Source organism: Micromonospora sp. NPDC007208, from assembly GCF_042869175.1.
GTDB classification, from domain to species: domain Bacteria; phylum Actinomycetota; class Actinomycetes; order Mycobacteriales; family Micromonosporaceae; genus Micromonospora; species Micromonospora foliorum.
In genome coordinates this window covers 1-12,003 of the sequence record NZ_JBIAFG010000027.1, presented here as the reverse complement: position 1 = coordinate 12,003, position 12,003 = coordinate 1, and the positions used below count along the sequence as shown (strand labels likewise).

Genomic DNA, 12,003 nt, shown 5'->3' with positions numbered 1-12,003 from the left:
GGAATTCAGGGGTCGCGAGCCGGCCGGCCCCTCGGGTATCGTCCGTTCGTTCAGTCGGGGAGGCGACGAACGACCCGTTCGACCTAGCTAGTTGTCAGACGATCGGGCAGAATCCGGAGCACGCGTTCCCACCAAAGCGTGATCACATCCTCGCTGATCCGTAGATCTGACGAGAGCTTCCGGCCGGGCTGCCACGAGCGGCCGAGCCGGGGCCGATGGAGGCGACGGTGCCTGACGAGCGACCTTCCACGGAAGGCCCCGCCACATTTCGTGAGGTGTTCGCCCAGCGCGAGTTCCGGGCTGTGTTCGTGGCTGGTGCACTCTCCTGGGTCGGCGACTATGTCGCGAAGGCCGCCGTCACCCTGCTCGTCTTTCAGCAGACCCGGTCCGTCGCGCTCTCCGCGGCTGCCTTCGCGGTCAGCTTCCTGCCGTGGCTGCTCGGCGGTCCCGTGCTCGCCGCACTCGCGGAGCGGTACGCCTACCGACGGGTGATGGTGGCGTGCGACCTCATCCGGATGGCGCTGATGCTGCTCATCGCCATCCCGGCCCTGCCGTACCAGGCGGTGCTGTTGCTCATCTTCGCCGCCACGTTGGCCAACCCACCGAGCCAGGCGGCGAAGTCCGCGCTGATCCCGCAACTGCTCACCGGGGACCGACTGGTGGTGGGGCTGTCGCTGAACAGCAGCGTCGGGCAGGCCGCGCAGGTCGTCGGGTACGTTTTCGGCGCCGCCGTCGCCGCGATCGACCCGGAGGTGGCGCTGCTGTTCAACGCGGCCACGTTCGGTCTCTCGGCGCTGCTGGTTCGCCTCGGTGTACGCCACCGCCCGGCGGTGATGAACCCGGCGCAGCGCAGCCACCTGCTGCGTGAGACCCGTCAGGGGTTCGGCATCGTGTTCCGCACACCGGTGCTGCGGGCCATCGCGGTGCTGGTGTTCAGCGCGATGCTCTTCTCGATCGTTCCGGAGGGGCTGGCCGCGGCCTGGGCCAACGACGAGAGCCGTGGCGCCGTGAGCGCGGGCACCGCACAGGCAGCGATCATGGTGGCCAACCCAGTCGGTTTCATCCTCGGTGGGTTGCTGGTGAGTCGCCTGTTCGGTCCGGCTCGCCGGCTGAAGCTGATGCGGCCGCTCGCGGTCCTGGCCCCATTGTTGCTCGTACCGGTGCTGCTCGACCCCCCGCCGCTGGTGGTCGCGCTGCTCGCCGCGCTCTGCGGTTTCGCGGTCGCCGGCATGCTGCCGATGGCCAACGGGTTGTTCGTCCAGGCGCTGCCGAACGGGTTCCGGGCCCGTGCCTTCGGCGTGATGGCTACCGGTGTGCAGGTCATCCAGGGGCTCGCGGTGCTGGTCACCGGTGTGCTCGCCGAGCGGTTCCCCATCCCGGTCGTGGTCGGGCTGTGGAGCGCAGCCGGGGTGGTGCTCATGGCGGTGGCCACGCTGCGCTGGCCGGACCGGCAGACCGTGGACGACGCGATCGCCGCCGCCTCGGCGGCCAACGCCGCTCCGCCCGCCGCCAACGGCCCGGTCAGCGACGGCACGGTGGGAGGCACGTCCGACCCGCATGCCGGTGACGGTCACCGCCGGCACGCGGTCACCTGACCCGGCGTGATCCGACGCACGCCGTACGGGTCGGGTCGGCACCGGGCGCACCTGGCAGGATGGAACGGTGACCTCCGCAGGTGATTCCGACCGTCCCGGTGCGTCGATGACCCTCTTCGAAGCGGTCGGCGGCGAACCCACCTTCCGCAAGCTCGTCGATGAGTTCTACGCCGGCGTCGCCACCGACCCCCTGCTGCGGCCCATGTACCCGGAGGAGGACCTGGGCCCGGCCGCGGACCGGATGACCCTGTTCCTGATGCAGTACTGGGGCGGGCCGAACACGTACTCCGCCCAGCGCGGGCACCCGCGGCTGCGGATGCGGCACGCGCCGTTCCGGATCGGCGCGGCCGAACGGGACGCCTGGCTGCGGAACATGCGCCGCGCCGTGGACCGGCTCGACCTTGAGCCGGAGATCGCCGGCACCCTCTGGGACTACCTGGAGCGGGCCGCGTACTTCATGGTCAACGTCGAGGACGACCCGGCCAACCACGGCTGACCCGCCCGACCCGCGGGGGCGTCAGAGCAGCGCGCCCTCGTCGTGCAGCCAGTCCACGAAGCTGGTGGCGACCGCCGCGCCGCAGTCGAGCATCTCGACCAGGAGCGCGTCGTGGGTCCCGGCACCGAGCGGCACCTGAAGCTCGGCGTAGATCGGCAGCTGACCGCGCTCGGTCGGGTCACCGATGTACGCCTTGCAGAACCGGCGGGTGTGGTTCCACTCGTTGACCACCCGGTACGCCCGGTCGGCCCAGTCCGGCGGGACCGTGGCGTGCGGACGTGCCCGCATGACCAGGATCTCGTCCTCCGGGCCTTCCAGGGTGACCAGCACGGCGTGCCGCTCCCACATCGCCAGCAGGTTGCCGTCGCCATCGGCCAGGTAGCGCACGTCGAGCAGGTCGAGTGCGTCACAGACCCGGCGCAGACTCACCGGCTCGACGGTGGCGGGCATCTCGGTCAGCACTGGCCGCTCGTTGGACGGGCAGTCGTCCCCCGGCTGGCGAGGGCTGGGCGGCCCGACCCGGACCGCACTGTCGACTGTGATCCCGCTTCGGGTATCCGGATCGCCGCCGTCGGCGGGACCGGGGCGCCATGACCACCACGGCATCGCTCGCGCACCTCACTCCCCAGCGGATCCAGTCGCCTACGGTGCGTTGGATCCGAGGATGGACGGTACCCGGACAGCCGGGTTGAAGCACCCCCCCAACGACCGCCCCTGACCAGAAGAATGATCTGGGGTCATCCGTTCGGACGAGTACTCAGGGGTGTCACGGCAAGATCCGTGGCCTTCTGCAACCATGCCGCTCCGTGCGGTCCCACCAGGCCAACCCAACGACCGGCCACCCGCACCTGAACGGCGTTCCCGCCGTCGTCAGTCGCCGGGTCGGCGGCGGCGCCGAGGAAGCCCATCCGGACCACCCCCTGCACCAGCCGCTGCGGCACCTCGACCGGCGCGGCGGGCGTCCCGTCCGGGGTGATCAGCACCGCCACGTGGTCGAGCAACGCGTCACGCAGGGCCCGCTGGCCCACGGCACGGCCGGCGACACCCTGCTCGCTCGCGGTCCGCAGGGTGCCCGCCGCCGCGTCCGCGATCCGGCGCACCTCGGCGACGGGCAGCGCCTCCACCTGGCGGCTCCGCGTCGGCGGCAGCGGCCACCGCCACTGGGCGTCCCGGCGGGTCGGCAGGGCCGTGCCGCCCCGCTCCAGTTCGGCGAGCAGCTCCGCCGCCGCCACTGTGACGTCCTCGGCGACACCGTCGGCCGGCCCACCGGCAACCGTGCGGACCACCAGAACCTGCCACGGCAGCCGGGCCCACAGGGCGACCCGGCCGGGTGCGCCGGCCGGCCGCAGCCGAACCGGCGCGACCGGATCCAGCCGGACCAGCCGGGCCAGGAAGGCGCCCGCGTCGGCCACGCCGACGACACCATGCGTGGACGCCGACGACGCCACCCGGCCCGGCTCAGCGGTGCCCGGCTGGGTCACGCCACACCGCCCTGCGGCGCGTACGTGAGCAGGAAGTCCCGTTCCTCGGTGGTGATCCGCCGGGGCACCTGACGGGTCAGGTCGAACGGCACCAGCACCGAGCGGGCACGGCTGGCCAGCACCTCGCCGTCGTACAGCTCGTAGGCGACGGTGAACCGGGAGGCCCGGATCTCCTCCACCCACAGCTCGATGCGCACGGTGGGCGCCGCCTCCGCGGTGGCCCGGCCGAGCGCGTAGTCGACCGGGCGCAGGTAGTCGACCTCGTGCCGGCGGATCACCACCCCGTCGGCGAACGAGCCGACTCCCCACGCCCGGCCACCGGCGAACATCAACGCCACCCGCGCCTCCTCGTACAGGGTGAGGAAGCGCGAGTTGTTGACGTGGCCGTACGCGTCCAGGTCGGACCAGCGCAGGGTGCAGTGGTAGACGAAGCGGTCAGACACCTTCTCGGCCCGGTCAGTCGCGGGTCAGCTTGCGGTACGTCACCCGGTGCGGCCGGGCGGCCTCCGCGCCGAGGCGGTCGATCTTGTTCTTCTCGTACGCCTCGAAGTTGCCCTCGAACCAGAACCACTTGGCCGGGTCCTGGTCGTCACCCTCCCAGGCCAGGATGTGGGTGGCGACGCGGTCCAGGAACATCCGGTCGTGGGAGATGACCACGGCGCAGCCGGGGAACTCCAGAAGCGCGTTCTCCAGGCTGGACAGCGTCTCCACGTCCAGGTCGTTCGTCGGCTCGTCGAGCAGGATGACGTTGCCGCCGATCTTCAGGGTCAGCGCCAGGTTGAGCCGGTTGCGCTCACCGCCGGAGAGAACCTTCGTCGGCTTCTGCTGGTCCGGGCCCTTGAAGCCGAACGCGGCGATGTACGCCCGCGACGGCATCTCGACCTTGCCCACCATCAGGTAGTCCAGTCCGTCGGAGACGACCTCCCAGACGGTCTTGTCGCCGTTGAGGCCCTCACGGTTCTGGTCGACGTACGACAGCGAGACCGTCTCGCCGACCCGCACCGACCCGCCGGTCGGCTCCTCCAGCCCGACGATGGTCTTGAACAGCGTGGTCTTGCCGACGCCGTTGGGGCCGATGATGCCGACGATGCCGTTGCGCGGCAGCGAGAACGACAGGTTCTCGATCAACAGCCGGTCGCCGAAGCCCTTGCTGAGGTTCTGCGCCTCGATCACCGTGCTGCCCAGGCGCGGACCCGGCGGGATCTGGATCTCCTCGAAGTCCAGCTTGCGGGTCTTCTCCGCCTCGCTGGCCATCTCGTCGTACCGGTCCAGGCGGGCCTTGGACTTGGTCTGCCGGGCCTTGGCGTTGGAGCGGACCCAGTCCAGCTCCTCGGTGAGGCGCTTCTTCATCTTGGCGTCGCGGCGGCCCTCGACGGCCAGCCGGGCGGCCTTCTTCTCCAGGTAGGTGGAGTAGTTGCCCTCGTACCCGATCGCCCGGCCACGGTCCAGCTCCAGGATCCAGCCGGCCACGTTGTCGAGGAAGTACCGGTCGTGGGTGATCGCCATGACGGTGCCGGCGTACTTCGCCAGGTGCTGCTCCAGCCAGGAGACGCTCTCCGCGTCCAGGTGGTTGGTGGGCTCGTCGAGCAGCAGCAGGTCGGGCGCCTCCAGCAGCAGCTTGCAGAGCGCGACCCGGCGACGCTCACCACCGGAGAGCTGGGTCACGTCGGCGTCCGGCGGCGGGCAGCGCAGCGCGTCCATCGCCAGTTCGAGCTTGGAGTCGACGTCCCAGGCGTCGAGGTGGTCGAGCTCCTCCTGGAGCTTGCCCATCTCCTCCATCAGCTCGTCGGAGTAGTCGGTCGCCATCTGCTCGGCGATCTTGTTGAACCGCTCCAGCTTGGCCTTGGTCTCGGCGACCGCCTCCTCGACGTTGCCGAGCACGGTCTTGGCCTCGTTGAGCGGGGGCTCCTGGGCGAGCATGCCGACGGTGTAGCCGGGCATGAGTCGGGCCTCGCCGTTGCTCGGCTTGTCCAGCCCTGCCATGATCTTGAGGAGGCTGGACTTACCGGCGCCGTTCGGACCGAGCACACCGATCTTGGCCCCCGGCAGGAAGCTCAACGTGACGTTGTCGAGCACGACCTTGTCGCCGTGCGCCTTGCGCGCCTTTTCCAGGACGTAGATGTACTGGGCCACGGTGCGGGCTACCTCCGTCGGTTGCTGTCGCTGATCGGCGGCGCGGCGCGGGCTGCGAGGACCGCCCGCCGCCGCCGGCCGGGAGCCGGCCGCGCGCACGCCATCGTCAATCCTGACAGGTACGGCGCGGTTCGCCCACATCACCCCGCCCCAGGAGTACGCGGGCGCGCCGCGTTGCCGCTCGGCAGTTCGCTTTTTATCGTGACTCGATGTCTACCGAGTTCGTCATCGAGCTGCCGGACGAGCTGGCCGACCGGCTGGCCGAGGAACCGGACATCTCCGCCTTCGTGACGGAGTGCGTGCGAAAGGACATGGCCGACGAGCGCACCCTGCACACACTCCGGCAGGCGGGTTTCGCGCTCTCGCCGGCTCGGTTGGAGCAGGCCGGGCGGGTATTGGACAGGGCACTGGAGCTGATCACACCGGAGCTGGGTTCCCTCGTCGCAGGACCCAGGGCGGGCACGCCGGATGCACCCGGTGTTGACTCCTGACGGAGTGTGCCGGCCATGGACCTGGCCCAGGCTGCGATGGAGGCGGCTCGGGCGATCACACCGATCATGACGGATCGGCGGGAGTTGCTCGGCGAGGTGCTGCCGAAGGAATGGCCGATCATCGACCTCTGACCGACGGGGCTGTCGACAAGATCACCTCTAGGATTCGGTCGGACCGAGGCGGGTAGGAGACTCCGGCACGGGGCACAAGACGCCGCAGCTACGCTCAGTACGCTCATCGCGGTGGACCCGTCAGTACCCGGAGGTGGCCGATCGTGACCGTCCGTAGCTCCTTTGTCGTAGTGGCGAACCGTCTGCCGGTCGACGAGGTGAGCACACCCGAGGGCCGGCAGTGGCGACGCAGCCCTGGCGGGCTGGTCACCGCGCTGCACCCCGTACTCGCCGAACACAAGGGCACCTGGGTCGGCTGGGCCGGTGGCACCGGTGCGGCACCCGAGCCGTTCGACCTGGAGGGGATCCGGCTGCACCCGGTCCCGCTCAGCGCCGAGGAGCTGGAGCGCTACTACGAGGGCCAGTCCAACGCGACGATCTGGCCGCTCTACCACGACGCGGTGGAGACGCCGGCCTACAAGCGCCGGTGGCGGGAGGCGTACCGCCTGGTCAACGCCCGGTTCGCGGAGGCCGCGGCCGACGTGGCGGCCGAGGGCGCGACGGTCTGGGTGCAGGACTACCAGCTCCAGTTGGTACCGGCGATGCTCCGTGAGCTACGCCCGGACCTGCGGATCGGGTTCTTCCTGCACATCCCGTTCCCGCCGATCGAGCTGTTCATGCAGATGCCGTTCCGCACCGAGATCCTGCGCGGTCTCCTCGGCGCCGACCTGGTCGGTTTCCAGCAGCGGCTGGCCGCACAGAACTTCGTCCGGCTGGCCCGGCACCTGCTCGGGCTGCGCTACGAGGGGCAGATGATCCAGGTCGACGGTCGGCAGGTGAAGGCGGGCGCCTTCCCCATCTCGATCGACACCCAGGAGATGGAGCGGATGGCCGCCGACCCGGCGATCCAGGCCCGGGCCAAGCAGATTCGCGCCGAGTTGGGCGACCCGAAGACGATAATCCTGGGCGTGGACCGGCTGGATTACACCAAGGGCATCGAGTTGCGACTCAAGGCCTTCCGGGAGCTGCTGGCTGACGGAAAGTTGACAGTTCCCGACGCGGTCATGGTTCAGGTGGCCACGCCCAGCCGCGAGCGCGTGGAGCACTACCAGGCACTACGGGTCAAGGTCGAGCGCGAGGTCGGTCGGATCAACGGCGAGTTCGGCAGGGTCGGCGTGCCGGCGGTCCATTACCTTCATCAGTCGTACAGTCGCAGTGAGCTGGCGGCGATGTACGTTGCTGCCGACGTGATGATGGTGACCCCGTTGCGAGACGGCATGAACCTCGTGGCGAAGGAATACGTAGCATCACGTGCCGACCAGGGTGGCGCACTCGTCCTCAGTGAGTTCGCCGGTGCCGCCACCGAGCTTCGCCAGGCATTTTTGTGTAACCCGCACGACCCGGACGCGGTCAAGGACGCCCTCCTCCGGGCAGTGCACGTGGAGAAAACCGAGGCACGCCGCCGGATGCGGACAATGCAACGTCACCTGCGTACCCACGACGTGGGCCACTGGGCCAAGTCTTTCCTCTCGGAGCTCGGAGTTCCCGAGGCGGAGGCCGAGTGAACACGTCCGTCAACGATGGGGCGGCAAGCGCCACCGGGGTCATGGACCCTGAGTTGCGCTCCGCCATCGGCCGGATCGCCCGGGTCCCCCAGCTCCTGGTCGCCTGCGACTATGACGGCACGCTGGCGCCGATCGTGGAGGACCCGAGCACGGCCGTCCCGCTGCCCGAGTCGGTGGCCGCGGTCCGCGCGCTCGCCGCGCTGCCGCAGACCACCGTGGCGGTGGTCTCCGGTCGGGCGCTGCGCGACCTGGCCGCGCTCTCGCGGCTGCCCAGCGAGGTGCACCTCGTCGGCAGCCACGGCTCCGAATTCGACATCGGCTTCGTCGAGCGGCTCTCCCCCGAGCTGGTCGCCGTGCGCACCCAGGTCCGCAACGCGCTGCGGGAGATCGCCGCCCAGCACCCGGGCATCCGGCTGGAACGCAAACCGGCAAGCGTCGCCATGCACACCCGCGGCGTCGACCCGCAGATCGCCGCCGCCGCCATCGAGGCGGTCCGCAACGGTCCGGCCACCTTCGACGGTGTCACGGTGACCCAGGGCAAGGAGGTCATCGAGCTCTCCGTGGTGGCCACCCACAAGGGCACCGCACTCGACCAGCTCCGGACCCAGCTCGCCTCCAGCGCGGTGCTGTTCATCGGCGACGACGTCACCGACGAGAACGCGTTCGGCCACCTGCACGGTCCCGACCTCGGCATCAAGATCGGCCCCGGCGACACCCAGGCCAGCTACCGGGTCGCCGACCCGCTGGAGGCCGCCCGCGCGCTGGCGCTGCTGTTGGAGACCCGGCGGCACTGGCTGTTCGGTGAGCGGGCGGTGCCGATCGAACGGCACTCCATGCTGGCCAACGGTCGTACCGTCGCGCTGCTCACCCCCGAGGCCAAGGTGAGCTGGCTCTGCCACCCCAAGCCGGACTCGGCGGCGATCTTCGCCGACCTGGTCGGCGGCAGCCCGGCCGGTCACTTCAGCGTCGCCCCGGAACGCGGCGGCATCCCGCTGGGTCAGCGCTACCGCTCCGGCACCATGACCGTGGAGACCCGCTGGTCCGGGCTCACCGTCACCGACTGGCTGGACAAGCCGGCCCGCGAGACCACCCCGGACGACAGCCCGGCGGTCATCACCGGCGACTCGACCCTGATCCGGGTGCTCACCGGCAGTGGCAAGGCCCGGGTGGAGTTCGCGCCGAGGCCCGAGTTCGGTCAGGTCGCCGTGCAGTTGCAGCCGCTCGGCGACGGCCTGCTGGTGCTCGGCTCCAACGAACCGGTCGCGCTCTACGCCCCCGGCGTGGAGTGGGAGGTCCGCAACGACGGCGGTTACGAGACCGCCAAGGCCATCGTCGACCTCTCCGCGGCCGGTGGCCAGGTCGTGCTGGAGCTGCGCTTCGGCACGCACAGCCTGGAGCACCACCGGGTGCCGATCCACGAGCGGCAGGCCGCCGCCGAGCAGCCGTGGAAGGACTGGGTGGCCTCGCTGCGGCTGCCGTCCACCGCCCGGGACCTGGTCGCGCGCAGCGCCCTCACCCTGCGCGGGCTCTGCCACGAAGCCACCGGCTCGATCCTGGCCGCGGCGACCACCTCGCTCCCCGAGGAACTGGGCGGCGTCCGTAACTGGGACTACCGCTACTGCTGGCTGCGCGACGCCGCGCTGACCGCCCGCGCACTTGTCGACCTGGGCTCCGTCGAGGAGGCCGAGGCGCTGCTGCGCTGGGTGGACGGCTGCATCGAGCGCACCGGCGGGCACCCGGAGCGACTGCACCCGCTCTACACCATCGACGGCTTCGAGCTGGGCGCCGAGGCGGTCATCGACACGCTGCCCGGGTACGCCGGCTCCCGGCCGGTCCGGGTCGGGAACCTCGCCAACCACCAGTTGCAGCTGGACGTCTTCGGCCCGATCGCCGACCTGATCGCGGCCGTCGCCGACGCCCGCGGTTCGGTCCGCGACGACGAGTGGCGGGTCCTGGAGAACATGGTCGAGGCGGTCCGCCGCCGTTGGCACGAGCCCGACCACGGCATCTGGGAGGCCCGGCTGCCACCCCGGCACCACGTCTTCTCCAAGGTGATGTGCTGGATGACCGTCGACCGCGCACTGCACGTGATGCGCGAGCACGGCGGCGAGGACCGGCCCGAGTGGAAGGACCTGCGGGACCGGATCGGCGCCAACGTGCTGGAGCACGGCTGGCACTCCGACGTCGAGGCGTACAGCGTCGCGTACGGGGACGAGGACATGGACGCCTCGTCACTCTGGATCGGGCTCTCCGGCCTGCTCCCGGGCGACGACCCGCGCTTCCTGTCCACCGTCCTGCGGATCGAGGCGGACCTGCGCAGCGGCCCGGTCGTCTACCGCTACCACTGGGACGACGGCCTGCCCGGCCGTGAGGGCGGTTTCCACATCTGCACGGCGTGGCTGATCGAGGCGTACCTGCGCACCGGCCGGCGCACCGACGCCGAGGAGCTGTTCGCGCAGATGGTGCTGACCGCCGGCCCGACCGGCCTGCTCCCCGAGCAGTACGACCCGCTCGCCGAGCGCGGCCTGGGCAACCACCCGCAGGCGTACAGCCACCTCGGTCTGATCCGCTGTGCCCTGCTGCTGGACAACATGCTCAAGCAGTAGTCGACCGTTCGTACTGACGGGGCCGTAGCGCTTACGCTTCGGCCCCGTCGGTCACCGCGGGTACGGCAGGCTCGGTTGCCACCCGTACAGGCGGGCACCGAGGTCGGTGGGCACCGTCCAGTGCGCGTACGGCAGCACGGCGCTGCTGCCGGTGTGGATCAGGCACAACAGCGGGGCGTCGCCGGTGTGGTCGAGCGCGAGCTTCGGTTTACGGGCCGCGCCGACGCCGCCGAGGCCGAACAGGACAACCGGATCTCGGACCGGCAGCCCCTGTGCCTGCCGGCCGTCACGCCAACCTCGGTACGCCGCGTCCAGCCGCCAGGGCGCGAGGTCGGCGAGACCGCGGTACAGGTTCGCCACCCAGGTGGGGGTGAGTTCGGCGTCGGAGAGCCGGTACGGCACGCCGGTCAGCAACGCGTCGAGCTCGGGATCCGTCTCCACCCCGGCGTTGGTCAGCGCCTCGGACAACGCGCCACGGCGGACGGCCGCGACCGCGGGGGCGGCCTGCTCGACCCGATCGACCTGCCAGCGGAGCCCTGCCGGGGTGTTCGCCTGTCGGCGGTCCCACAGCCCGCGGGCGCTGTCCCAGCGGTGCCGCTGGTTGGCCGGGATCAGGTCCTCGGTGCCGATGACCAACTCCTCGCCGTCGACCCGTGCGGTGAGCCACCGGCCCCGCAGGTGCGGCCGCTGCTCGCCGTAGCCGGCCAGTGCGACCACCGCGGATCGCAGGTAGGCACCTGTGTTCCCGCGCGGGAAGTGCCAGCACAACGCGGACCTGTCGATGGCGTCGAGGTCGGCGGTGGCCTCGTCCGACACCACGCCGATCCGAACCAGCGGCGATGCCGCGCTGGCCTGGCGATGGTCGAACTGTCGACGCTCCCGGCGCTGCCGTATCTCGGCCCGTTCGACCGACGGACGGACCGAGTACGCGGCCTTCTTCCCGGCCCACCGCAGCACCTCCGCCCCGGCCTCCTGCGGGTCGCCGAAGAGCCGGAACGCCAGCAGCTCGTGCTCGTCGGACCCGTCGTCCTCGGTCACCTGCACCTCGTACACCAGCTCGCCGGGCGAGTCCAGGTCGTAGGCGGTGTGCGGGTCCCGGCCGAACTCGTTGCCGACGAGCGAGTCGCTCGGCTGTTGGCGATGGCCACGAACCACCGTGACCAGGACGCCCCAGTTGCCGTCCGCGTCCGTGCACCTCAGGGTCCGGATCGGAGCATCGCGCCATCGCGAGGGGAGATCCTCGAAGGTGGTGGTCAGGCCGGGGCTTCCGCAGCGCAGCGCGACGGGTGTGAGCAGTTTCGTCCGCCACGTCTCGTGAGGATCCTTCACGGTGAACATGGTCGACATTGTGCCGACAGCCACCGACGCTTCCACCGCTCGCGACGGTCGGCGCCGCCGCAGCTGGCAATCTTGGACAGTTTCCGTTAGCACGGCGGGCTCAACCGGTGGTTGCAACATTGAGGAGTTGGGTCATTTTCTCGCCTGGGGTTGCCCAGCCCAGGGTCATGCGGGGGCGGTCGTTGAG

10 protein-coding genes are annotated in these 12,003 nt (G+C 70.6%); 5 read left to right on the top strand and 5 right to left on the bottom strand.

The genetic code is table 11. The features are described from left to right. Nucleotides 1-215: 215 nt before the first annotated feature. Together ACFYL6_RS32230 and ACFYL6_RS32225 are read left to right on the top strand one after the other, a co-directional pair. Nucleotides 216-1,595 carry an MFS transporter gene (locus ACFYL6_RS32230; RefSeq protein WP_387176999.1) on the top strand — a complete coding sequence of 460 codons (1,380 nt, stop codon included), beginning with the start codon at nt 216-218 and terminating at the stop codon, nt 1,593-1,595. Between the two features lie 67 nt (nt 1,596-1,662). After that, complete coding sequence (locus ACFYL6_RS32225) at nt 1,663-2,091, top strand: globin (RefSeq protein ID WP_387176998.1); 429 nt, start codon at nt 1,663-1,665, stop codon at nt 2,089-2,091. A 21-nt stretch (nt 2,092-2,112) separates the two neighbouring features. On the opposite strand, the gene ACFYL6_RS32220 is transcribed toward ACFYL6_RS32225, so the two are convergent. The 4 genes from ACFYL6_RS32220 to ettA all read right to left on the bottom strand — a co-directional run bounded on the left by ACFYL6_RS32220 (nt 2,113) and on the right by ettA (nt 5,705). Further along, a complete protein-coding gene (locus ACFYL6_RS32220; RefSeq protein ID WP_387176997.1) occupies nt 2,113-2,697 on the bottom strand; it encodes a YbjN domain-containing protein in 585 nt (194 codons plus the stop codon). Nucleotides 2,698-2,828: 131 nt separating this feature from the next. After that, a complete protein-coding gene (locus ACFYL6_RS32215) occupies nt 2,829-3,572 on the bottom strand; it encodes a hypothetical protein (protein WP_387176996.1) in 744 nt (247 codons plus the stop codon). Beyond that, the gene (locus ACFYL6_RS32210) at nt 3,569-4,015 is read right to left on the bottom strand and encodes a thioesterase family protein (protein WP_112584127.1); all 447 of its coding nucleotides are present in this window, start codon (nt 4,013-4,015) and stop codon (nt 3,569-3,571) included. Before ACFYL6_RS32210 ends, ACFYL6_RS32215 begins: the two co-directional genes overlap by 4 nt. 13 nt (nt 4,016-4,028) lie before the next feature. Beyond that, complete coding sequence (gene ettA, locus ACFYL6_RS32205) at nt 4,029-5,705, bottom strand: energy-dependent translational throttle protein EttA (RefSeq protein WP_387176995.1); 1,677 nt, start codon at nt 5,703-5,705, stop codon at nt 4,029-4,031. Nucleotides 5,706-5,914: 209 nt separating this feature from the next. On the opposite strand from ettA, the gene ACFYL6_RS32200 reads away from it, so the two are divergent. The 3 genes from ACFYL6_RS32200 (at nt 5,915) to otsB (ending at nt 10,478) form a co-directional block, all read left to right on the top strand. Next, nucleotides 5,915-6,196, top strand: a complete 282-nt coding sequence (locus tag ACFYL6_RS32200) for a hypothetical protein (protein ID WP_387176994.1) — start codon at nt 5,915-5,917, stop codon at nt 6,194-6,196. A 275-nt stretch (nt 6,197-6,471) separates the two neighbouring features. Then, the gene (locus ACFYL6_RS32195; protein ID WP_030333449.1) at nt 6,472-7,872 is read left to right on the top strand and encodes a trehalose-6-phosphate synthase; all 1,401 of its coding nucleotides are present in this window, start codon (nt 6,472-6,474) and stop codon (nt 7,870-7,872) included. 41 nt (nt 7,873-7,913) lie between these two features. Next, nucleotides 7,914-10,478 carry a trehalose-phosphatase gene (gene otsB / locus ACFYL6_RS32190; RefSeq protein WP_387177032.1) on the top strand — a complete coding sequence of 855 codons (2,565 nt, stop codon included), beginning with the start codon at nt 7,914-7,916 and terminating at the stop codon, nt 10,476-10,478. Nucleotides 10,479-10,529: 51 nt separating this feature from the next. Here the strand turns inward: otsB and ACFYL6_RS32185 are convergent, their stop codons facing one another. Then, nucleotides 10,530-11,816: a hypothetical protein gene (locus tag ACFYL6_RS32185; RefSeq protein WP_387176993.1), complete on the bottom strand. Its 1,287-nt coding sequence runs from the start codon at nt 11,814-11,816 to the stop codon at nt 10,530-10,532. Nucleotides 11,817-12,003 lie beyond the last annotated feature (187 nt).